Source organism: Corynebacterium sp. (genome assembly GCF_030532965.1).
Taxonomy (GTDB): domain Bacteria; phylum Actinomycetota; class Actinomycetes; order Mycobacteriales; family Mycobacteriaceae; genus Corynebacterium.
In genome coordinates this window covers 38,682-59,518 of sequence record NZ_JAUNKC010000019.1, presented here as the reverse complement: position 1 = coordinate 59,518, position 20,837 = coordinate 38,682, and the positions used below count along the sequence as shown (strand labels likewise).

General features: G+C 56.9%; 23 protein-coding genes and 1 tRNA gene. 9 read left to right on the top strand and 15 right to left on the bottom strand.

From position 1 onward, the window contains the following. Positions 1-223 precede the first annotated feature (223 nt). Both Q4D85_RS09525 and Q4D85_RS09520 read right to left on the bottom strand, forming a co-directional pair. Positions 224-306 (bottom strand) — tRNA-Tyr (locus Q4D85_RS09525). A gap of 62 nt (positions 307-368) precedes the next feature. Beyond that, complete coding sequence (locus Q4D85_RS09520; RefSeq protein ID WP_303199973.1) at positions 369-1,400, bottom strand: polyprenyl synthetase family protein; 1,032 nt, start codon at positions 1,398-1,400, stop codon at positions 369-371. 137 nt (positions 1,401-1,537) lie between these two features. Between Q4D85_RS09520 and Q4D85_RS09515 the strand changes: the two genes are divergently transcribed. Continuing rightward, on the top strand, positions 1,538-2,848 hold the full coding sequence (locus tag Q4D85_RS09515) for a geranylgeranyl reductase family protein (RefSeq protein ID WP_303199971.1): 1,311 nt from the start codon (positions 1,538-1,540) through the stop codon (positions 2,846-2,848). Here the strand turns inward: Q4D85_RS09515 and Q4D85_RS09510 are convergent. The 4 genes from Q4D85_RS09510 to menD are packed head-to-tail and all read right to left on the bottom strand — an operon-like array spanning position 2,845 to position 6,848. Beyond that, positions 2,845-3,534 (bottom strand): demethylmenaquinone methyltransferase, encoded by a 690-nt coding sequence (locus tag Q4D85_RS09510; protein WP_303199969.1) that lies wholly within the window; start codon positions 3,532-3,534, stop codon positions 2,845-2,847. The two genes, Q4D85_RS09515 and Q4D85_RS09510, sit on opposite strands and share 4 nt — an antisense overlap. A 51-nt stretch (positions 3,535-3,585) precedes the next feature. After that, entirely contained in the window at positions 3,586-4,716 is a 1,131-nt protein-coding gene (locus tag Q4D85_RS09505) for a glycosyltransferase family 1 protein (RefSeq protein ID WP_303199968.1), read from the bottom strand. 5 nt (positions 4,717-4,721) lie between these two features. After that, entirely contained in the window at positions 4,722-5,210 is a 489-nt protein-coding gene (locus Q4D85_RS09500) for a DUF3592 domain-containing protein (protein WP_303199967.1), read from the bottom strand. A gap of 12 nt (positions 5,211-5,222) precedes the next feature. After that, positions 5,223-6,848, bottom strand: a complete 1,626-nt coding sequence (gene menD / locus Q4D85_RS09495; RefSeq protein WP_303199966.1) for a 2-succinyl-5-enolpyruvyl-6-hydroxy-3-cyclohexene-1-carboxylic-acid synthase — start codon at positions 6,846-6,848, stop codon at positions 5,223-5,225. Between the two features lie 663 nt (positions 6,849-7,511). Between menD and Q4D85_RS09490 the strand changes: the two genes are divergently transcribed. After that, positions 7,512-7,658, top strand: coding sequence for a hypothetical protein (locus Q4D85_RS09490; RefSeq protein ID WP_303199964.1), 147 nt, complete (start codon positions 7,512-7,514; stop codon positions 7,656-7,658). A 5-nt stretch (positions 7,659-7,663) separates the two neighbouring features. Here the strand turns inward: Q4D85_RS09490 and Q4D85_RS09485 are convergent, their stop codons facing one another. Together Q4D85_RS09485 and Q4D85_RS09480 are read right to left on the bottom strand one after the other, a co-directional pair. Continuing rightward, positions 7,664-8,122, bottom strand: coding sequence for a hypothetical protein (locus Q4D85_RS09485; protein WP_047261080.1), 459 nt, complete (start codon positions 8,120-8,122; stop codon positions 7,664-7,666). Further along, positions 8,122-8,847, bottom strand: a complete 726-nt coding sequence (locus tag Q4D85_RS09480; RefSeq protein ID WP_303199963.1) for a hypothetical protein — start codon at positions 8,845-8,847, stop codon at positions 8,122-8,124. The genes Q4D85_RS09485 and Q4D85_RS09480 overlap by 1 nt, the downstream gene beginning before the upstream one ends. A gap of 179 nt (positions 8,848-9,026) precedes the next feature. On the opposite strand from Q4D85_RS09480, the gene Q4D85_RS09475 reads away from it, so the two are divergent. Together Q4D85_RS09475 and Q4D85_RS09470 are read left to right on the top strand one after the other, a co-directional pair. Beyond that, a complete protein-coding gene (locus Q4D85_RS09475) occupies positions 9,027-9,401 on the top strand; it encodes a hypothetical protein (RefSeq protein WP_303199962.1) in 375 nt (124 codons plus the stop codon). A 165-nt stretch (positions 9,402-9,566) separates the two neighbouring features. Further along, positions 9,567-9,713, top strand: a complete 147-nt coding sequence (locus Q4D85_RS09470; protein WP_303199961.1) for a hypothetical protein — start codon at positions 9,567-9,569, stop codon at positions 9,711-9,713. Positions 9,714-9,763: 50 nt separating this feature from the next. On the opposite strand, the gene Q4D85_RS09465 is transcribed toward Q4D85_RS09470, so the two are convergent. Then, positions 9,764-10,804, bottom strand: a complete 1,041-nt coding sequence (locus Q4D85_RS09465) for an o-succinylbenzoate synthase (RefSeq protein ID WP_303199960.1) — start codon at positions 10,802-10,804, stop codon at positions 9,764-9,766. Positions 10,805-10,990: 186 nt separating this feature from the next. On the opposite strand from Q4D85_RS09465, the gene Q4D85_RS09460 reads away from it, so the two are divergent. From Q4D85_RS09460 to Q4D85_RS09450, 3 genes are all read left to right on the top strand, one after another. Next, positions 10,991-11,944 (top strand): 1,4-dihydroxy-2-naphthoyl-CoA synthase, encoded by a 954-nt coding sequence (locus tag Q4D85_RS09460; protein ID WP_303199959.1) that lies wholly within the window; start codon positions 10,991-10,993, stop codon positions 11,942-11,944. An 86-nt stretch (positions 11,945-12,030) separates the two neighbouring features. Then, positions 12,031-13,170, top strand: a complete 1,140-nt coding sequence (menE, locus tag Q4D85_RS09455; protein WP_303199957.1) for an o-succinylbenzoate--CoA ligase — start codon at positions 12,031-12,033, stop codon at positions 13,168-13,170. 71 nt (positions 13,171-13,241) lie between these two features. After that, positions 13,242-14,147, top strand: a complete 906-nt coding sequence (locus Q4D85_RS09450; protein WP_303199956.1) for a 1,4-dihydroxy-2-naphthoate polyprenyltransferase — start codon at positions 13,242-13,244, stop codon at positions 14,145-14,147. Here the strand turns inward: Q4D85_RS09450 and Q4D85_RS09445 are convergent. Further along, entirely contained in the window at positions 14,136-14,483 is a 348-nt protein-coding gene (locus Q4D85_RS09445; RefSeq protein ID WP_303199955.1) for a DUF4229 domain-containing protein, read from the bottom strand. The two genes, Q4D85_RS09450 and Q4D85_RS09445, sit on opposite strands and share 12 nt — an antisense overlap. A gap of 154 nt (positions 14,484-14,637) precedes the next feature. Between Q4D85_RS09445 and Q4D85_RS09440 the strand changes: the two genes are divergently transcribed. Together Q4D85_RS09440 and Q4D85_RS09435 are read left to right on the top strand one after the other, a co-directional pair. Continuing rightward, a complete protein-coding gene (locus Q4D85_RS09440; protein ID WP_303199954.1) occupies positions 14,638-14,949 on the top strand; it encodes a hypothetical protein in 312 nt (103 codons plus the stop codon). A 76-nt stretch (positions 14,950-15,025) separates the two neighbouring features. After that, positions 15,026-15,364 (top strand): helix-turn-helix transcriptional regulator, encoded by a 339-nt coding sequence (locus tag Q4D85_RS09435; protein WP_047261070.1) that lies wholly within the window; start codon positions 15,026-15,028, stop codon positions 15,362-15,364. A 40-nt stretch (positions 15,365-15,404) separates the two neighbouring features. On the opposite strand, the gene ccsB is transcribed toward Q4D85_RS09435, so the two are convergent. From ccsB to Q4D85_RS09410, 5 genes are all read right to left on the bottom strand, one after another. Next, a complete protein-coding gene (gene ccsB / locus Q4D85_RS09430; protein ID WP_303199953.1) occupies positions 15,405-16,436 on the bottom strand; it encodes a c-type cytochrome biogenesis protein CcsB in 1,032 nt (343 codons plus the stop codon). A 743-nt stretch (positions 16,437-17,179) separates the two neighbouring features. Next, positions 17,180-17,380, bottom strand: coding sequence for a hypothetical protein (locus tag Q4D85_RS09425; protein ID WP_047261068.1), 201 nt, complete (start codon positions 17,378-17,380; stop codon positions 17,180-17,182). Between the two features lie 28 nt (positions 17,381-17,408). Then, positions 17,409-18,182, bottom strand: a complete 774-nt coding sequence (locus Q4D85_RS09420; protein WP_303199951.1) for a hypothetical protein — start codon at positions 18,180-18,182, stop codon at positions 17,409-17,411. Positions 18,183-18,365: 183 nt separating this feature from the next. Then, complete coding sequence (locus Q4D85_RS09415; protein WP_303199980.1) at positions 18,366-19,916, bottom strand: cytochrome c biogenesis protein ResB; 1,551 nt, start codon at positions 19,914-19,916, stop codon at positions 18,366-18,368. A gap of 99 nt (positions 19,917-20,015) precedes the next feature. Further along, complete coding sequence (locus Q4D85_RS09410; RefSeq protein ID WP_303199978.1) at positions 20,016-20,825, bottom strand: cytochrome c biogenesis CcdA family protein; 810 nt, start codon at positions 20,823-20,825, stop codon at positions 20,016-20,018. Positions 20,826-20,837 lie beyond the last annotated feature (12 nt).

The following is a 20,837-nucleotide window of genomic DNA, read 5'->3' as shown; positions in this document are numbered from 1 at the left end:
CCCCCAAAACCACAGGTCAACATTTCATACGCATTTTCCTGGTGAGAAAACCTCACTAATCCAACCGGCGTTCTCACCTTGATACTGCAACCAACGATTATTGGATTGCTCCTGGTGATTGGGGTTCTGTCCACACGGGACGACAGTGCATAACTGCCTCCGAAATTCATAGTGGAACTGTAAATACACAAGAACCCCAGCTGGTTAGCTGGGGTTCTTATTGTGCCAGGTAGAAGATTCGAACTTCTGTAGGCGTGAGCCGACGGATTTACAGTCCGTTCCCTTTGGCCGCTCGGGCAACCTGGCGTGCGCTAAGTACTTTACTATGACCTACCCACGTATTGGCAAATCGCCACCTTAACCGGGTATTACCCCACCCGGGCGACGGTGAATTGAGCTAAAGCACGTAATGCTTGCGTGGTCGGGTTTTCCGGCAGTTTCGCCAGGCTGGCTTCCGCAATGCTGAGGTAATGCCGCACATCGGCAAGCGCCTTGTCCCGGCCGGTGGATTGCGCAAGGAGGTCTAGTACTTCGGCGACGATGGCGTCGTCGTCAAGCGGGCCGGTGAGAATCGCCCGCAGCCGCTCCCCCACTGAGCTATCTTCTTGCAGGGCATAGAGGACCGGCAGCGTGAATACCCCTTCGCGCAGGTCGGTGCCCGGGGTTTTACCGGAATCGGTGGATTCGGAGAAGATGTCGATGATGTCGTCGACGATCTGAAAGACCATGCCGATGGCGGCGCCGAAATCCCGCAGCGCAGTTCGGATTTCCTCGGTCGCGCCGGAATGCATGCTGCCCAGGTAGCCCGCCGATGCAATGAGCACGCCGGTCTTTTCGTCAATCACCTTCATGTAATGGGTAATTGGGTCGGTTTCACCCGGCCCGATGGTTTCACGCATTTGCCCGGTGACTAATTCCCCAAAAGTGTCCGCAAAGTGCGCGACGGTCTCCACCCCTAATTCGCTCATGATGCGGGACGCATGGGCGAGCAAGATATCGCCCGCGAGAATCGCTACAGAGTTATCCCACCTGGCATTCGCCGACGGGACGCCGCGCCGCATTTCAGCTTCGTCCATCACGTCGTCGTGGTACAGGGTAGCTAGGTGGGTCATTTCGATAATCACTGCGGCTTTAATTACGTCGTCACACATGGGGTTCGGGCCGTAATTGGAAGCCAATAACGCGAACATGGGGCGGAACCGTTTGCCGCCCGCCGCAGTCAGATGCATTACTTTTTCGCTGAGGAAATCTGCACTTTTGCTGAGTTCGTCACGCAATAGCGTTTCTACTCGGCTCATGCCGCTCAAAACTTGGTCATTGAGGGCTTCGTCGCCGAGGTCGACGCGGGTACCGATAGCGGAATCACCAGTGTTCTGGCGAAGTTCGGCACGGTTACTCATGCTGAATCTACCTTTACTACATTAAGGCCGAGCGCGAATCCAGCCACCGCCGCACAAGGCAGTTTATGGAGTGCATTTTTCTAACTAACCACTTAACCGTAGTCCAAAGTTGTCCGGACATACACCCCAAGGTTGGCATGTCTGACTATTTGCTTGCAACAATGGTGGACGTGACCGAATCTTTCGACCCCTTAACCGCCCCCACCGTTACCGACGGGGAGCAGGTGGAAGTACTCATCGTCGGTGCCGGGCCCGCCGGTTCCGCCGCCGCTTACTACGCCGCCCGGCGCGGCCTGGACACGGTAATCGTAGATGGCCAGCGGTTTCCCCGGGATAAAACGTGCGGCGATGGGCTGACACCGCGGGCGATTGCCCAATTGCGGTCGTTGGGGTTGGCCGAGGCGATCACCAACCGTTACCAGTCGCGGGGTTTGAAGCTGCATGGTTTCGGCGGCAGCGTCACCGCGCCGTGGCCAGATACCGCGTTTGGCGCGGTTGGTTCGGCCATGCCGCGCACGGAGTTCGATGCGTTGTTGCTCAACCACGCGTTGGGCAACGAGTCGGTGCGGTTGCATCACGCTGCGGCTTCTGGGGTGGAGTTTTCCGATGGCGGTATCAGCACCGTTGTGCTTGACGACGGCACCCGCCTGCACCCGAAGCACGTGATCGTCGCCGATGGAGTTCGATCCACCTTTGGCAAGTTATTGGGTCGGGTCTGGCATAAGGAACAGGTCTATGGCATTGCCGCGCGGTCGTATTGCGCCACCCCGCTGTCGACGGAGCCGTGGATTCATTCCCACCTGGAGCTGCGCGACGAGTCGGGGGTTATTCAGCCTGGGTACGGCTGGATTTTCCCGCTGGGAAACGGCACTGCGAATGTCGGTTGTGGGGCGTTGAGCACCACCGCTCGGCCCGCGAAGATTAATACCAAGAAGCTACTGCACCATTACGCGGCGATGACACGTAACGACTGGGACTTTGGCCAGCCGGAGAAAGTCACGTCGGCGCTGCTGCCGATGGGTGGTTCGGTTAGCAATGTCGCAGGTAAAAATTGGATGCTCATTGGGGATGCGGCTGCGTGTGTGAACCCGTTAAACGGTGAGGGCATTGACTACGCGCTGGAGACGGCGCAGTTGGCCGTCGAAAAGCTCGCGGAGAGCAAGGACTACAGTTTGCTATGGCCTGCGACGTTACGCCACCACTACGGTGCCGCGTTCGTGTTGGCGCGTACCGCTGGCCGGTTATTGACCTACCCGAAGTTTTTAGCGACGCTCGGGCCGCTGGGGCTGCGTAAGCCCTTCGGCGCGGTGGTGATGCCTGCGGCGGCGCGGCTGATGGGCAATCTGGTCACTGATGCCGACCGGGATCTTATTGCATGGTTGTGGCGCAGAACCGGTGAGTCTTTGGCGCACCGCAGCGATTCCGCGCCGCTGTGGGGTGTTTCTTAGCGCGGTTTCGTGGCGGAATGCAGCGCCACGATGCCACCGGATAGGTTTTGCCAACCGCACTCCTGCCAACCGTTGTCGTTGATGATACGTGCCAGGGATTCCTGGTTCGGCCAGGCGCGAATCGTATCCGCTAAGTATTCGTAGCTTTCGGGGTTGGAGGACACCACCTTGGCGATCGCCGGGAGCGCCCGCATGAGGTATTCCATGTAAATGGTGCGAAACACCGGAATGACTGGGGTGGAAAACTCCGCGACAGTCAGCCGACCCCCCGGCTTGGTCACCCGCGCCATTTCCCGCAACCCGGCGGCGCAGTCGTGGATATTTCGCAGCCCATAGGAAATGGTCACCGCGTCAAACGTGTTATCGGCGAACGGTAATTGCATGCCGTCGCCGCAGACTTTAGGGACGTCTCGTTCCCGCCCGGCGGCCAACATACCGAGGGAGAAATCACAGGCCACGCACCACGCGCCGGAGGTTGCCAGCTCCACCGTCGATACGGCGGTGCCTGCGGCTAAGTCGAGGACTTTATCGCCTGGCTGCAGGTTCAGCCGTTCCCGGGTGCGTTTGCGCCACATACGATCTTGGCCGAAGCTCAAGATCGTATTGGTGATGTCGTATTTTGCGCCCACAGAGTCGAACATGCGGGCAACGTCGTGCGGGTTTTTCTCCATTGATGCCTTAGCCACAGGCAACAGTCTAACCGCAGTTTTATTGTTCGAGTTAGTTCCCGCTTCGGGCTAGCCGATGGCATTCAGTGCCGCCCGCGCCGCAACTACCTGGTCGCACTGCGTCAATAATTCCCCGCACAGCCTGTCCCAACCATTGTTCAGGACGCTTGCCCGCGCGGCCGCGCAGATGTCCGGATAGCTGGGGTTATCCCGGAGATTATTGATCGTGGTAATGATCTGATTGCCAAATTCTTTGGGGTCAATAAGAATGCCGGTTTCGTTAGTCCTGATAAGGTCCACCGGCCCGCCTGCCGACGTGGCAATCACCGGTACCCCCGAGGCCAGGGCCTCTTGGATGGTTTGGCCGAAGGTCTCGTGTTCGCCGGGGTGGACGAACACATCGAAGCTGGCGTAGGCGCGCGCTAATTCCTCCCCGCGGAGGGTTCCGGTAAACACCGCCTGCGGCAGCAGTTGCCGCAGGCGCTCACGCATCGGGCCGTCGCCAACGATCACCACTTGCATTTGTGGGTCAGAATCTACTGCGACCAGCCGGTGTAGGTTCTTTTCTTTCGCTAGCCTGCCGACGTATCCGACGATCGTCTTGTCCGGTGCACCCCAGGCGCGGCGCTGCGTTTCCTGCCGATTGGCTGGCCGGAATAGTTCCGTATCCACACCCCGCCCCCACTGCCGCACATTGGTGATGTTGTGGTGTGTTAAGGCCGCGATACTTGCGGTCGACGGGGCGACGGTGCAATCAGCCGCATTATGGATCATCCGAATCCACCACCAGACGATCGGCACCATAGCGCCCAGACGGTACGTGGTAGCGAAACCCGCCACGTCGGTTTGAAACGCCGCGACGCACGGAATGCGCAGCGACCGGGCAGCCGCTACTCCCGCCGCGCCCACGACAAACGGGCTGGCGCAGTAGACCACATCCGGCTGAAACTGGTCGATGGCGGTATAGATAGCAGTTGTGGGGATTCCCACCCGAAACGATGCGATTCCCGGAATCCGGATGGATCGGAGCCGAATCACCGGGAAACCATAGACACTATTGCTGTCCGAAGACGAATAACCAGGGGCAATGACCACAACATCGTGGCCGTGCGCGCGGCAAAATTCCAGCAATCGCGCAACCGAATTGCTCACCCCATTGACCTGCGGTTCAAACGACTCCGCAACGATAGCTATCCGCATCGTGATTACGTTCGGTTTCGGGGCGCAATGGTAATCGTGCGAGTACGCGGGGCCTTCGGCTGGGGCTTAATCCGGCGCACCAAAAAGACTCCGATGGCAGCCACCAGATTGATCACCGCAACCACCGATAACGTCGGAATGATCGCAAGCGTCCACTCCCGGCCCTGCACCTTGACCAGGTTCGGATTAGAACGAGCATATGTCACCCACACCCGTTGCCCCGCCCCCAACCCGGTGGGATACAACAAGCCAGATTCCGGGGAATGTACCCGACCTTGGTCGTCTTGAAATTCCACGATGGCCTTGATTTTCGTCACTGATGTCACCCGCGCCAACGCCCGGCCGGGGTCTTTATCGATCAGATAATCGTTAAGCCCGGCACCGGCCAACATGGCGCCGCTGCCCAGCATGGCGGTGACGTAGAGCAGAATCACCGCCTGCGCCACGCGCCGCTTCATGCGGTCGGCGCTGTAAATCGGGATGCGTTGGATCATCGTGGACATGGTTTAAATGGCGTTCTTCGCTTTCAATGCCTCGTGTAGTTGGCGTCGGGTATCCCGGTTGGTTACCGCCTCAATGACAGTAAACCCACCAGAATCGATAGTATCCAACAACGCGTCCACCAGTTCGGGCAACGTCTCCGCCCGGCGGTACTCGTGCCCGAATCCCGCACACACCGATTCGATGTCCACAGCATGAGGCGTGCCAAACGCCTGCTCAAAGCTCGGCTTGTACTCGGCGGCACCGATCTCCAGCGTTTCAAAAATGCCGCCACCGTTATCGTTGGCCACCACGATGGTGAGGTTTTCCGGCTGCGGCGAATCCAGCAACGACACCAACCCACCAATATCGTGTATGAAGGTCACATCACCCATAAGCGCCACCGTGCGCGGCGCACGCACCTGATCTGGATAGGCCGCTTGGGTTGCCAACGCCACCCCGATCGCTTGGGAGATATTGCCGTCAATTCCAGCCACCCCACGCGGCGTGACCGTATCCACCCCGTCGAACGGCAACCCCACCAACGAGCAATCCCTCACCGGATTCGACGGTCCGATAAACAACGCATCGCCGGTGCCTAACGTATCCGCCACCGCCGCAGCCACATGCAGGCCGGTAAACCCGAATTCCGGGTCGGCGAGAACTTCCCGAACCGTAGCCGCCGCCATATCGGAGGCCGCCGTACAGATCTTGAGCCATTCCGAAGTGGGTTGCCCCGTAGTCTTGACCCGGCTGCCAACCCGGACCTGCTTATGGAACGGGTTGGTAACAGTTTCCGTCCGGGTCACCACCACCACCGACACATCCGGATCGGCCACCAGTTTCATCACATCCCGGTGCAACGTCGGGTGCCCAACTACGATCACCTGCTCCACCTTGGTATCCACCACGAAACCCGCGCCCGAGACCTGCGTTTTAGCAAACACTGGGGCCGCTAACGGATGCACCGGATAGTAGGGGGTGGGCGCAGACGGCTCAGCGATGGTCGGAACGTCCTCTAACCCAGGAACCGCCCAGGCCTCATCACCAGCGATGACCAAGGTACGCACACCCAAATCGATATCCACCACCCCGTGGTCCACCAGGTTGACTGGCGGGAGCTGAGCGTCGCGCTGAACCGGCTCCGGTACCGGCGGAAGCCCCGCCACCAACGGCTCGGCGAACCGTGCGTTCACATGAACCACCGGGGTCGTGAAGGCGTCGACAAGCGCCGAAAGGTCCACGACGGTAGCAATATCAATGGTAGGAACCGTCAGCAATCCGCGCTGCTCGATTGTCTGATTCGCGCCCGTGCCCACCAAATCCGCAGGCCGATCCGCCGAAATGATCGCCAACGGAACATGCGCATACCGCGCCTCCGTCACCGCCGGCAGGCAATTCGCCACCGCCGTGCCGGAGGTAGTAACCACGCCCACATGCCGACCGCTCACCCGCGCCATACCCAAGGCCGCGAAGGCTGCCGAGCGTTCATCGATCCGGCTATGCACCTTGATATCGGGGCGGGCGATCAGCGCCAAGGACAACGGCGAATTTCGCGAACCGGGGCAAATAACAACATCGGTGATATGCCGGGCTAATTCTTCAGCTAAGGCCACGGCCAAAGCCGCAGCCGAATTTTGAGCAAAGGTCATGATTTACAATTCTAGTGTCACTAACAATTCCAGTCGGCGTGCCCGACTGGGCTAATTTTGAGGGCTTACCAGCAAAAACGATCTGTCCGCCAGCTAAACCCGCGCCGGAAGCGATAGCAATAACATTAACCGCTGGCACAAACTGGGACACATTTATACAGTCAGCCCCGCCGTTATGACAGCTCATTCGAGGATTCAGCCGACACGTCGATATAGAGTCAGCCGGAACCGCGACACAGATATTTCGGCACCGCATGCGGCTAGGCGAAGTCGTACCCGGCGGGGCACCCGCAAACCGGAACTCAACCTACGGCTCCGGCCACCGCGTTCGAGGGCAATTTCCCTGTGATGAGCATGACAAACCGGCGAAAACCGCCTTAGGGAGAAATAAACGCAATAGAATATTAGCGAATTTGATGTTTGCGAAATTAAGGCGCGTAATTAACCGATTCAGAATTATCTATATAGGAATATTTACTGAAAGATTTATCACAATTACGCAATTTAATACCAATCCTAAATGCTGCAAAAGTGCGACATAATTACATGAATGTAATTCATTTTGAATCGGTTTTACAATGCGTTTTTAATGAAGATAAACCTCCAAATACCCAAACAGCACACCCAAAAAGCCCCGTTTCCCAGCAAAAACCTTAAAGTATCATGAGTGATATTGCGGAGGCTCGCCACCCCAATCCACCGCAAAAACTCGCCACAATCACCCACCCCGGTTCCCGCGAAACGCGCCGTTGCGCACAACAAAAGCCGCCAGCGTGGACACACCCCACCACTGACGGCAACCAAAGTTGAGGCCTTTAAACCTCTTCCAACCAATCGTGCAATGCCTTCGCAATAGCCTGCGCCTGGTGCACCGCCATACCCAATTGCGTGTTGCGGGCAAAAAGCCCCAACACCAAATGCCCGACCGGCGGGTGCTCAATCCGAGCCATGCCCAAAAACTCGTTATCGGGCAGTTCCACAGCAACAACGGTTTCCCGCAGTTCACTCTTCAACGGGTCGATGACCTGCGCCTGCGCCAAAGAAACTGCCAACATAGAGGAGTTCAACGCGGCCATGCGGGAAGCATCGTCGGTGGAATTAAAGCCGATGGAACACACGTGGATACCATCACCGGTACCCAAAATGATGGAGTAAATCCCGGGATATTGGTTGCGCAACCGAGACAACAACGGCAACGCTGCCGCCGCAATATCGTTGGTGCCAAAATCGCGGCCACGCACGCGGCGGTGTCGTGCAAGAATCTCGTCAGTCATTAGCTACTCCTGATCGCCAGCTCGACAACGCGGGCTACATCATCTTTTCTACGTGGGTCTGCCGTAACAACAGGTACTACAGGAAGAATAGGAGCACCGGTGAAAATTCCAGGAACCGCCCCCTCTATGGGGGTGGAACTGGAGCCATCTCCTAATCCATTATCAGCCTTGGCTAATAATTCCGTCAGTAAAGATTTGGTTTTGGCCATAACTGCGCCCGCGTCCCCTTCCAGGAAATTCAGCGCAATACACAGCCGACCCCGCTTAAGAGCATTACCGACCGCAGGCAACCACTGCTCGAGCTGTTCCTCCAACAACGACTCATCGCCGTAGAGCCACAACACAACCCCGGCTTCTGGGTTTTTCAACGCCACCCGAGTCGACTCAAACCGATCCTGCCCGGCGGTGCCAAACAAACCAATTTCCGTCTTCTCATCCGGCTTCCAAATCCCGTAGTCAATGCCCACTGTAGTGGTAGTTTTCCACCGCGAGACGAATTCACCTTCGGCCGCAGCCTTCGCCTCAGTGGTGATAGGAAGCACGGTCGACAGGGTTTCCACCGAGGTAGTTTTACCCACCCCGACTGGCCCCACGAAGATCACCTCAGTGGTGGTGGGGGAACCAATGATCGCATCCTGCGGAATGCAGTGATATGGATCAAGATCAACAACATCTAATTCTTCGATCTTGCCGTGGCGTCGTTTACGATAGGTATTTGGAAGCATGCTCTTAATGATATTCCTAAAGGAAAATTGATTTAAGCCAATGACTTAAGTATTGATTAAAAGGACTTAGTTGTCTAATCTGATAATTGGTCGGGTTAACCCGACGGCCGTAACGGCTTACTTAAATGTAAAACAATCGGCCGTGAAATAGCATTGAATTGGAATAGGAACTGGCTAATATGTCCCAGCAAGAGCATCTAAACAACTTTCTGAATAATCTCGCAGAAGACATCGACGGCTTCATCGGCGCATCCGTTGTCGACCTCGCCACCGGCATGTCTCTGGCTTCTACCTCCCGGTTGGCCAACTTCGATCTCGACGTTGCTGCCGCCTACAACAGCGAGATGGTGAAAGCTAAGAATAAGACCATCCAGGCGCTTGGCATCCAGTCCTCGCTACAGGATATGCTGCTTACCCTTACCGATCAGCTGCACCTTATCCGCCTGATCAACGACGACCTTTTCGTCTACGTTGCAGTCCAGGCAGGTCAGACTAATCTTGCACTGCTGCGGACCACCGTTAACGCCAACGTCAACAAGTACAATCTGGCCTGAACTTCAACGGAACGGGCAGAACCCCCCAACGAGGTTACCGAGGAAAGCCCTTCCGCACCGATAGAAGAATCCCCCTCGGCACCAACCGAATCCCCCAGCGAAACTCCGGAACCCACCGTTGCCGCTGGGGTAACCCTGGCTCCGCAGACAAGTACCGGCGATATTTTGCCGCCGGTTACGGCTGTCGAGCCAGATGATGGTTCCGCACCCGCCACCGATGCCGATACGGCGGCGGAAGAACTTGATCCCGGCGATCATTCTCAGCGGAAATTCTGGCAACGGATCTTCGGAAATCCGCCGCAATCAACGTGAAGTACTCCCCCCACGATGGGATTTTTTAAGGAGTGCTTCGCGTTTTTGTTTTATCCCTGATGCTCAGCCGCGTCCCGGTTACTGTTTAGTACCTCCCAGGCATCAGCCAACCGCGCCAGCCAATGATCCCGGCGCGCAGGCTCGGCGGCGAATTCCGCCAACCTGTCCATATCAGGGGCTAGCGGTTCGGTGCTCAGGTGACCGTCGATAAGCTTGCGTTGCGGCGTAATATCCGCCACGAAAAGTCGCTGCGTCGCCAAACCTGCCGGGGCGGGCGGGACATCTAAATCTTCATCATCGACATGTGCAGGCAACGCCGCCACCGCAGCCAATCCGGCGTTCATCCCCACCCCGGTTTCCAGCGCACTGGAGACCGTGATATCCAGGCCTTTTGACCGCATGAATTGCGCAACTTCCAGAACCTTCGACGGCCCACCCAACGGCGCGGCTTTCACCACCGCAACGTCGGCGGCCCCGTGATTGGCAACCGCAAACGGATCTTCCGCCCGGCGAATCGACTCATCGGCGGCCACCCGCACGAATAAGCCCGCCCGCACCAGTTTGGTGCGCAGTTCCGCAAGTTCCGCCACCGTCGCGCAGGGCTGTTCCATGTAGTCCAATGGTCCCAGGGCTTCGGCTGCGGCCAAGGCTTCGTCGACGCTCCACCCCTTGTTCGCATCCACCCGAATCTTCGCCCCTGGCAGATACGCCCGGATAGCCTCGACCCGGGCTATATCGTCGATCAATTGCTGGCCGGGTTCCGCCACTTTCACTTTCACCGTGGTGCACCCCGGGTAGTGGGCTAGCACCTCATCAACTTGCCACGGCTTGACCGCAGGGACGGTTGCGTTAACCTCAATCTGCTCCCGCACTGCTGGCGGTGGCCCCGCATACGCCATTTCCAATCCGCAGCGCAGCCAAGTGGCGGCTTCTACCGCATCGTATTCCAAGAACGGCGAGAATTCGCCCCAGCCACACGGTCCGTTAAACACCAACGCTTCGCGTTCCCGCACCCCCCGGAATCGAACGCGCAGCGGCAAACTCACAACGTGGGCTTGTTCTTGAATATCGGCAAGCGGTGGAATGTTCATCTACCTAACTATAGAAGAAATCGACCACCCCCGACCGTGATATTGCTAATAAACCGCCAGTAAACAGCCAAACATTCCAGCCCAACGCCCTGGCTATTCGCCAGCCACCTGCCCGCCTCGCCACCCACCCTCGTTGCCCCTTCGCCGCCACATCACAGCCACCGCGCAGTACACTAAGTAACCATTATGAGTACAGAACCTACCCGCACCTACAGCACCGTAAATCCGTTTAAACCCGAGCTTTGGCGCACGGTTACCGGATTCGAAGACCTCACCGACATTACGTATCACCGCCACGTGGGCGCGGGCCGGGAAAACGGCATCGTTCGCATCGCCTTTAACCGCCCAGAGGTGCGTAACGCCTTCCGGCCGCACACCGTGGATGAGCTTTACCGCGCCCTTGACCACGCCCGGTGCACCCCGGATGTTGGCACCGTGCTTATCACCGGCAATGGGCCCGCCGAAAAAGATGGCGGCTGGGCGTTTTGTTCCGGCGGGGATCAACGAATCCGGGGCCGGTCGGGCTACCGCTACGCGGATGGCGAAACCGCCGATACCGTTGACGAAGTGCGCACCAAGGCCGAAGGTGGGCGGCTGCATATTTTGGAAGTGCAGCGGCTGATTCGCACCATGCCCAAGGTGGTCATCGCCGTTGTGAATGGTTGGGCCGCCGGTGGCGGGCATTCCTTGCACGTGGTGTGCGACATGACCATTGCGTCCCTCCAGGAGGCGCGGTTTAAGCAAACCGATGCTGATGTCGGTTCTTTTGACGCGGGCTACGGTTCGGCGTACCTGGCAAAGATGGTGGGCCAGAAATTCGCCCGGGAGATTTTCTTCCTGGGCCGCACCTATGATGCCGAGACGATGCAGCGGATGGGCGCGGTCAATATCGTCGCCGATCACGGCGATCTGGAAGACGAAGCCATCCAGGTAGCGCGGGAGATCAACGGCAAATCCCCGACCGCGCAGCGGATGTTGAAGTTCGCGTTTAATCTCACCGACGATGGGTTGATGGGTCAGCAGGTTTTCGCGGGCGAGGCTACTCGCTTGGCGTATATGACCGATGAGGCGGTGGAGGGGAAGAATTCCTTCCTGGAAAAACGCGATCCCGACTGGTCCCAGTTTCCTTACTACTACTAGGCTGCTGCTCACGGGTCACCGATCTGGGGTACCCACAGGTGGGCGTCGATAAGCAAAACGCCCGGTAAACGATACACTAATGGGCTATGGCGCTTCGTCTGCTTGAACCCTTCCCCGTCGCGGCGGCAAACCCGTATCCGTTTCTTGATGCCTTGGAAGAATCCATCGCCTCGCAACGCACGTTATTGCCGGTGCCTGCCGACGATCCGACCCGCGCCCGCATCTTGCATAACCACATGCGGGCGGGTGAGGAGATCAGCCCGGATATTGCGGTAGTGGTCGCTACCTCCGGTTCCACCGGAACCCCAAAAGGCGCCCAGTTAACCCCGGCGAATCTGGTGGCTTCCGCCGATGCTACCCATCACTTTCTGGGCGGGGCTGGCGCGTGGCTGTTGGCGTTGCCCGCCCACCATATTGCGGGCATTCAAGTGCTGGTGCGCAGCCTGGTCGCGGGAATCGACCCGATGGTCATCGATGTCTCCCGGGGCTTTGACATCAACGATTTCGCCCAGGCGGCAACGACGCTTCGCGCCGAATCGTCGCGCTGTTACACCTCGCTCACCCCATTGCAGTTGCTCAAGGGCATGGACACGTTGCAGGGGATCGAGGCGCTGCGGCTTTTCGACGCCATACTGGTCGGCGGCGGCCCACTGCGCAGTGACGATCGCCGTGCCGCGCGGGAATTGGGAATCTCGGTGGTTTCCACCTACGGTTCTTCCGAAACAGCTGGCGGCTGCGTCTATAACGGCCGTCCGCTAGCCGGGGTCACTGTCCGCGTCGAGGACGAACGTATCCTCATTGCCGGGCCCATGGTGGCGGCGGGGTACCGGAATTTCCCCGAGCACGAAGCCTTTTCGCGTCCTGGGTTTTATCTCACCTCAGACACCGGATACATCGACGACGGGTTACTCACCGTCACCGGCCGGATCGACACGATCATTGACTCCGGCGGGTTAAAAATACACCCAGAAGTGCTCGAACAAACCCTCTTAGACGTACCCGGGGTGGAAAACGTCTGCGTCGTCGGTATGCCGGATGCCCGGCTTGGTCAGGCCATAGTCGCCGCCTATGTCGGCACCACATCCCCGCACGACATCATCGCCGCCCTTGACGAACTTCCCCGGTGGCAGCTACCAAAACAACTCAAGCGAGTACCGGAACTTCCGCTCATCGGGCCGGGGAAAGTCGATAGGCTGAAAGTCGCGGAGATTTTCCACGCACGCTAGGGCGCGGGGTTTCTATGGAACAATACCGACTCGGTTTGGTTTTCTTCCATTCCGGCAGAACAATATAGGCTGTGCCGAATGACTCTGTGACCCCGAAACCGACCTTCGCCCATTGGTTAGAAGGTGCCCGCCCCCACACCTGGGCCAATGCTTTCGCCCCCGTCATCGTGGGCACCGGTGCCGCCGCCCACGCTGGTGGCGCCAACCTGTGGCGGGCGCTGGCCGCAGCCGTTGTGAGCTGGGCGCTGATTTGTGGGGTCAATTACGCCAACGATTATTCCGACGGCATTCGGGGCACCGACGATAGCCGCAGCGGCCCGCTGCGACTGGTGGGTTCCGGGATAGCCCAACCACAACACGTGAAATACGCGGCGTTTGGGTTTTTTGCCTTGGCCGCCGTCGTGGGTTTTGCCCTAGCCGCGGTGTCGTCGTGGTGGTTGGTGGCTCTTGGTGCCTTATGTATCGCTGCGGCGTGGTTTTATACCGGGGGCAGCCGCCCATACGGCTACCACGGACTCGGGGAAATCGCGATCTTTATCTTCTTCGGCCTGGTCGCCGTGCTCGGCACGCAATTCACCCAGGCTGGGGAAATCACCTGGGTGGGTCTCCTGTGCGCCATCGCGATCGGTGCGCTGTCTGCCAGCGTCAATTTGGTCAATAACCTCCGCGATATTCCCACCGACTCCGTCGCCGGCAAGATCACCTTGGCGGTACGGCTGGGTGATGGTTGGACCCGGCGGCTCTACCTGATTCTGGCCGCTACCCCGCTGTGGGTCAGCCTATGTCTTGCCGCTACCACCCCCTATGCCCTGGCGGGGCTTTTGATCGCACCGATCCAATGGATTGCGTCCAGGCCAGTGCGCCACGGTGCGCTGGGGCGCGATTTGATTCCGGTGCTGGGAACCACCGGGCGGGCGATGGCGGTATGGTCGATCATCACCGCCGTGGCGCTGGGGATTGGTGCGTTAGCGGGATGATAATTCCGACTTGACCCACTGCTTATATGCTTTGCGTTGTGTATCCCAATCGGCAACCGCCTCGGTGGCGCGAATACGCAGGGATTTGAATACGAAAACCGATAGCGGCAAGGCGACGATAAGCGCCAACATCGCAGAAATATAGATAGGCACCGGCGCGCCGATAGCCAAGGCAAGAAGTTGGATACACACAGTCAACGCAATAAACAACCCCAACCGGGCCGCCCCGTACAGCAGGACGCTGGTGCGTGCTTGTTTAGCTAGCTCCGGATTGCGTTGTGGCGGTTGCGTGACCGCTTCTTCCGGCACTTCTGGAAGTTGTTGTTCGTCAGACACACCTTTGACCCTAATCGACTGTCACAATTTGAGCTAGTTTTCCCCAGCCTGGCGCCAAGGTTGCCCCAATGGGTTAGATTGTCTCTAGACTTAAACCAACCTAGTCACTTGATGATGAACCGACAGTTGCACAGACAAGGAGTATTTGGTCGACGTGGGACGATTGATCCTTCTTCTTTTACTAATTCTCGCAGCATATATTGTGTGGCGGGCATTCGGGCCCCACACATGGAACCGCAATATAAACCGTGCGAACCAACCGCCACAAATGATCAAGGGGCCGGACGACGACGAGAATTTCCTGTGGGAGTTGGAAAAGAAACAATTCAAACAACGCCGCGCACAGGAGGAAGCTTTTCGGCAGGAAGAGGAACGGATTAAGCGGGCGCAGCAACGCTACGAGAAGAAACCGGAAGGTGGCGACGAACCCGAATCACCGGAAGAGCCGCCGACGTCGACAAGCTGAAGCGTAAAAAGACAACCCCGAATAAAACATCAGACAAGAGTTTACTTAGCTTACGCTTGCCTATATAGTTGGAGGCATGCGTTCGACACCAGCTGTGAACCTGCCGCCCAGCAAGCAACCAGCTCTTTCTTCCGCTGAGCTGGTTGATTCTCAACGCGCGGCGCAGCTTTTCAAAGTACTTGCCGACGCCACCCGGTTACAGATCCTCTACATCATCGCCCACAACACGGAGCGAGAAATCTGCGCCATCGACCTCTCAAGCGCACTGAATGTTTCGGCACCAACCGTCACCCACCACATGAAAAAACTCGTGGACGTCAACCTGGTACAACGCCGCAAACAAGGCAAATGGGCGTATTACGCAATCGTCCCTAAAGAATTCGCGCGGGTGCACGCCCTCATCGCCTCCCTGTAAAGCGACAACAGCACGCACCCGCGCGGTAAAAACGTAACCGTTAGTTCAAACCGGCATAGGAATGCAGGCCGGAAACCACCAGGTTGATAAAGAACAAATTGAAGATCATGGTGGCAAGCGCCAAGATATTCACCCACGCCGCTTTCGCATTACGCCACCCCGCCGTCGCGCGGGCATGAAGATAAATAGCGTACAAAATCCAGGTGATAAACGACACCGTTTCCTTCGGATCCCAGCCCCAGAACCGGCCCCACGCGGCTTCCGCCCAGATCGCACCCAAAACGATTCCCAAACCAAACAGCGGAACTGTAATAATCGCCGTGCGATACGCAATGCCATCAAGCACCTTTGCCGACGGCAGCGGCTTAGCCACCTTGCCGAAGAACCCCGATTCTTTGCCCACCGGCTGCCACATCCGCAGCAAGTACAGCAGGGATGCCACGCCCGAAATCATGCCGATCGACGCCCCAACCGACACCGAGCTCACGTGGATAGCCCGCCAATAGGACTGCAGCGCAGGAACAACCGGCGCCGAATCCACATAGAGCTTCGTGCCGCCGAAGAACAACAACGCCAAAATCGGCGACAGCACCCACGGCCACAGCACCCGCAGCTCCCTACGCTGCAGGTAAAACGCCGCAACAATCATGGTGAACATGCAGATTTCCGTGATGTACTCATACAGATTGCCAAACGGGAACCGGCCCGCCGACAGCCCACGCAACACCACCGAAGCAACATGGATGATGATGCCAAGCCACACCACCGACTGCGTCATGCCTGCGAATTTCTCCGCCGCCGCATGCTTATCGGCAATGCGGGCATCCAGCTCCGCCTCGCTTGTCGACGCCCCCACCGAAGCAGGCGCATCCACTTTTTCGGGAACCTCGGCCCCCGCCCCTACCGCAACCAATTGTTCCGCGGCGACGTGTTCTTTTTCGCGTTCCAAATCAATGAGCCCTTGGCGCTTGATGTAGAACATAATGGAAAGCGCCAGCGCCAAGGAGTAAATGATGAACGCACTGAAGAATGCGTAATCCGAAAAGGCCGCTAGCGTATTATTCACGTTCATTAAAAATGAAACCTCATAATTTCTTGGTTTTTACATGCACTTTTGAAAGTGAATCAGGCTTTGATCCACGATACCGCCTTTTCCGGGATAACCCAAGATCTAGCCAGCTATTCACAGGAAGCCACGGCAACCACTACACGCTTTAGCGGGGATAACCCCTATCTGGTTACAGACCAAGTTCCAGTTTCAGCCAGCCAGTTAGCGATAAAACCAAGCCGGATATCAAAATTCCGTGCCATATAGAACTACGCCACGGGACCATGAGGGATACACACAACAGGACACCCATTAACTGTGCGGATCAATGAATAATTAACCCAATGCACGCCGCATCAACGGCGATCAAAAAGATTCACATAACGCGATCCCTGCAGCTAAATAACGAAAAGTGGGGTTTCTACAAGTCAGGATCAGTCACCTATCAGCATCATGATAAAAGGGTTAGCTGCTGATTCTGGCAAGACCTATTCATCCCGTAGTTTTCATAATCCGGGGATACCCCTATAATTTAAAGCGAAGTGGCGGCGTTGAAACACACGTACCGCGCTAATTCCGGTGGCTGGTTTACTTTATGTAGACCGGCCACTGAGCTTTAAGTGCCAATGCTCATTGCGTATTTTGATGAATTCGGGGGTTAAGGGACAAATTAGCGCAGAAGCCAGGAATTCCCGAACGCATATATCAACGACTAATTACCACATATGGCTATTAAGCGTAAGTATGTTTCTTTATTCCCCGCGATGTCACGCAGCCATAAAATATCGTGAGTGGGATCCTCGAAGCTCTTCTTCATTTGCAGCAGCAATGACAACAACTTCTACCTGTTCCTCATCAATTTGGCGCTCTCGGAGAATTCGAGCCCTCGTCGCCTCACTCAAAGAATCAAATAGTTGCACCGTTACGTTGCCACCCATGCGATGGTATTCAATCAAAAATGCGCTCATTTTAGTCAACCACCTTGTAATCTTTCTTTTAGTGTATATGCGCTTGGTTACGATGCATAGCCAGTTGCCTTACTATACCATCTACCTTTTCATAGATAAACAGCAGTTTGCCCCGATTTTCATAAGCAGAGTTTCGCGCTTCACTGTCGTATATTAAATCCGAAAGCTGTTGGGCCATCTCAGCCGAAGTTCTTATTTCTTCAGATAACTCTTCAACCTGAAGATAACGAATCTCCCTGCCAAATATATCACCCATGAGCTCATATAAGTTCGCCCATTTAGCCTGTAAAGCTGTCCGAACTTGTAACTCTGCATTGCCCGCTTCGCAAAATATGCGCAGATGAATAGCCCGATAGCCACGATGTGGGTCTTCTCGTAGGTCTCGAATATCTACCTTCTTTGCCCCTAATTCAAGGAAAACTTCTTTAAAGTACGTTGCTATATCTGATTGCTCTTGAAGATTCATATCGCAGTCAAAACGTAACCCGGTAATGTCCTGAATATTTTCCAGCGGAGTTGTGCCCATACGGCGTAATTTCTCTATAGTCGTCAGTCTGGTTTTAACGCGCCCAGTTAGAAAGTATTGCCGCGTACCAGGTTTTATTTCGCTTACGTTTGCTGCGTCAAAATTTAACGATGCGGCTCTAGCCATCATTATGCCGAGCAATGCTTCAAGAAAGCACGAATGATGACCAATGAACGTTTCCCAAAGCTCAACATCATACTCTTCACCATCCCGCATCTTTTTACCTAATTTGTGAATTGAACTCTTAGACCACGAAGGCTTATTGGTGATCAGCATCTACTGCTCGACTTCCTTTGTTATAAACCTGAGATACACCAAGATTTTTGGCAAAAGATTCGAAAACTAGTATAAAACCACGTCAATACTCAGTTTCACCTTTTCAGTTTTGAAAAGAGACGGGTACCATCGCATCTGTTTTATTAGAAGTTAAGGCAGCACTCTCCCCCACCACTACGCGGGTTATTCTTCGTCGTCATCGGGCTCTGGCAGGTCGAGGAGAATCCGGTGGATTTCTTCGTATTCTTCGCCCCAGCCTGCCCGGTCGGTGCGGGCTAATCCAGCGGTTTCGATGTAGGTTTCGGTCTCGGAGATCGGCTTGATACGAACCCAGATGCGGCGGCGTTTGACCACGAGCGAACCGACCAGGCTGAGTAAGGAAAGCGCGGTGAAGCCCAGCACCCAGATTTGGGTGGGGTCATAGGAGATCTGGTAGTTGGCGAATTCTTCCGCGCCGTCGAAGCGGATGGTGGTGCCGTCGTCAAGCGTGACTGATTCGCCGACAAGTAGGTTCACACGACTAATTTTTTGTAATTGGCCGGTGTGAATGAGGGTGGGGTCAATATTAAAGATCGATTGGCTGGTACCGGCATCCAGGCCGTGATCGCCCCGGTAGACGTCGATAGCGACTGCCGGGTCACGCATGGCCGGGTAGGAGGAGGACAATAACTCATTGTTTTCCCCGCTCCAGGCGGCGGTGGGTGCGAATAGTCCTTGGATAGTTAGCTGATTCTGGCGTCGGTCGAATAGCTCCGGGTAGAGCCCGGCGGGCGGGTCGAAGCGCATGACGCCTGACGACAGGAAGAAGGTAAGATCATCGGGCCGGAATTGCACGGTTTGGCTGCGGGTGGTTCCGTCCGGCCAGGTGATGGTGAAGGTAGGGGCGAAGCCGTGACCTTGGAGGTAGACCCGGTCGCCCGCGATTCGAAGCGGATGGTTGACCCGAAGCGTGTAGTTGTCCCAGGTGGTTGGGTCAGAATTAATGGCATCGCCGATCGCATAGGACACCTCCGATTGGAAGCTTTCGGCTTGGCCGTTGGGCAGGTAATCGGCGGAGAAGTTGTGCGCGTCGATGCAGTAGGTGTTCAGCCCGGTGCCGTCGAAAAGCAATCCGGCGCGGAAGGAGTCGAAGTTGGCGGTGGCGGTGTTACAGAATTGCGAATTGACCTCAGGCTTATCGCTGGCGATGACGATGACTTGCCCTTCGTAATACACCAGGCGGCCAATCGCGATTGCGGCGAGCATCCCTACCAATCCCAGGTGGAACAGCAGGTTGAACAATTCCCGCAGATAGCCCTTTTCGGCGGCGAAGGAACGCAGCCCGGCGCGGTCCTCGGACGGTTGATAGCTGGCGAGGTTCCAGCCGCTGAAAGTGGCGGCGATGGTTTTTTCCACTTCGGCGATGGGTTTATTAACGGTGCCGCTGCCGTGGTGCGGGAGCCGGTTGAGGTTTTTCGGTGCCCGAACCGGCGGGGTTTTTAGTGCTTTGTAGTGGTCCCAGCTGCGCGGCAAGATGCAGCCGATGAGCGAGACGAAAAGCAGTACGGTGATTGCGTTGAACCAGGTGGAGCTGAATACGTCGAAGAATTGTAGTTTGTCGTAGATTTCGGCGAGTTTGCCGTTGTTTTCGATGTAGTCGGCGACGTTGTCGGCATTCAGCGCGCGTTGCGGCAGCAGGGCGCCGGGGATGGCGCCGAGTGCGAGTAGGAACAGCAGAACGAGTGCGGTGCGCATGCTGGTGAGCCAGTGCCAGGCTTTTTTCGGCGCTGCGATGAGATAGTTCACGGTTTGTTCCTTAAGCGGTTTTGCTTTTCGACGTCCCCCGGTGCGCGGTTAGATCGCCGGGGTTCCAAAGTCTAGGGTAATGAGTCGTATCCAGTTGATGAAGTCGGCCCATATTCCAGTAACCAGTGCCAGGCCGACGAGGACGAGGGCGATTCCGCCGATGATCTGGAGGGTGCGGGAATGCTTGCGGAGGAAGTCGATTCCGGTCAGTGCGGCGGCGGAGCCGAAGGCGACCAGGAGGAAGGGCAACCCTAGGCCAAGGCAGTACCCGATGATGAGGATCGCACCCCGGGCGGCGGTTGTGCCTTCGGTGCCCGCCGAGATGGAGATGATCGCAGCGAGGGTGGGCCCTAAGCAGGGGGTCCAGCCGAGTGCGAATACGCCGCCGAGCAGTGGGGCACCAAGCCAGGTGGACCATTTTTGCGGGGAAAATCGGGTGGTGGTTTGCAAAAGTGGTATCGCCCCCATGAATACCAATCCCATGATGATCGTGATGATGCCGCCGACCAGGGTCAGGGTCTCGCTGCTTAGGGCGAGCGCGCTGATTGCCCCGAAGGCGGTGACGGTGGCGAGGAGGAATACTACGGTGAATCCGGCGATGAATAGCAGGGCGGCACCGGCGACCCGCCACCGGCTGCGGCGGGCGACGATGACTCCGTGTGTATCGTCGGTTATGGTTTCGCCGCCGACGACGCCGGCCAGGTAGCTTAAATAGCCAGGCACCAGCGGTACAACGCAGGGGCTGGCGAAGGAAACTAAGCCTGCCACCGCTGCGGCGAAAAAGCCCAACAGCAGTGGGCCGCTGGTGATGGCGGTGACGAAGGTGTCACTGATGTTTGCGCTTATGTCCCACACGATCAGGCGTTCACC

What these genes read in the sequence shown, in the direction of transcription:
- Q4D85_RS09480 (WP_303199963.1), bottom strand. Translation starts at nt 8,847, where the DNA reads ATGCTTCCAAATACCTATCGTAAACGACGCCACGGCAAGATCGAAGAA.
- Q4D85_RS09500 (WP_303199967.1), bottom strand. Translation starts at nt 5,210, where the DNA reads ATGATCCAACGCATCCCGATTTACAGCGCCGACCGCATGAAGCGGCGC.
- ccsB (WP_303199953.1), bottom strand. Translation starts at nt 16,436, where the DNA reads ATGAACGTGAATAATACGCTAGCGGCCTTTTCGGATTACGCATTCTTC.
- Q4D85_RS09475 (WP_303199962.1), top strand. Translation starts at nt 9,027, where the DNA reads ATGTCCCAGCAAGAGCATCTAAACAACTTTCTGAATAATCTCGCAGAA.
- Q4D85_RS09485 (WP_047261080.1), bottom strand. Translation starts at nt 8,122, where the DNA reads ATGACTGACGAGATTCTTGCACGACACCGCCGCGTGCGTGGCCGCGAT.
- Q4D85_RS09415 (WP_303199980.1), bottom strand. Translation starts at nt 19,916, where the DNA reads ATGCGCACCGCACTCGTTCTGCTGTTCCTACTCGCACTCGGCGCCATC.
- menD (WP_303199966.1), bottom strand. Translation starts at nt 6,848, where the DNA reads ATGACCTTTGCTCAAAATTCGGCTGCGGCTTTGGCCGTGGCCTTAGCT.
- Q4D85_RS09520 (WP_303199973.1), bottom strand. Translation starts at nt 1,400, where the DNA reads ATGAGTAACCGTGCCGAACTTCGCCAGAACACTGGTGATTCCGCTATC.
- Q4D85_RS09490 (WP_303199964.1), top strand. Translation starts at nt 7,512, where the DNA reads ATGAGTGATATTGCGGAGGCTCGCCACCCCAATCCACCGCAAAAACTC.
- menE (WP_303199957.1), top strand. Translation starts at nt 12,031, where the DNA reads ATGGCGCTTCGTCTGCTTGAACCCTTCCCCGTCGCGGCGGCAAACCCG.
- Q4D85_RS09435 (WP_047261070.1), top strand. Translation starts at nt 15,026, where the DNA reads ATGCGTTCGACACCAGCTGTGAACCTGCCGCCCAGCAAGCAACCAGCT.
- Q4D85_RS09505 (WP_303199968.1), bottom strand. Translation starts at nt 4,716, where the DNA reads ATGCGGATAGCTATCGTTGCGGAGTCGTTTGAACCGCAGGTCAATGGG.
- Q4D85_RS09460 (WP_303199959.1), top strand. Translation starts at nt 10,991, where the DNA reads ATGAGTACAGAACCTACCCGCACCTACAGCACCGTAAATCCGTTTAAA.
- Q4D85_RS09425 (WP_047261068.1), bottom strand. Translation starts at nt 17,380, where the DNA reads ATGAGCGCATTTTTGATTGAATACCATCGCATGGGTGGCAACGTAACG.
- Q4D85_RS09515 (WP_303199971.1), top strand. Translation starts at nt 1,538, where the DNA reads ATGTCTGACTATTTGCTTGCAACAATGGTGGACGTGACCGAATCTTTC.
- Q4D85_RS09420 (WP_303199951.1), bottom strand. Translation starts at nt 18,182, where the DNA reads ATGCTGATCACCAATAAGCCTTCGTGGTCTAAGAGTTCAATTCACAAA.
- Q4D85_RS09465 (WP_303199960.1), bottom strand. Translation starts at nt 10,804, where the DNA reads ATGAACATTCCACCGCTTGCCGATATTCAAGAACAAGCCCACGTTGTG.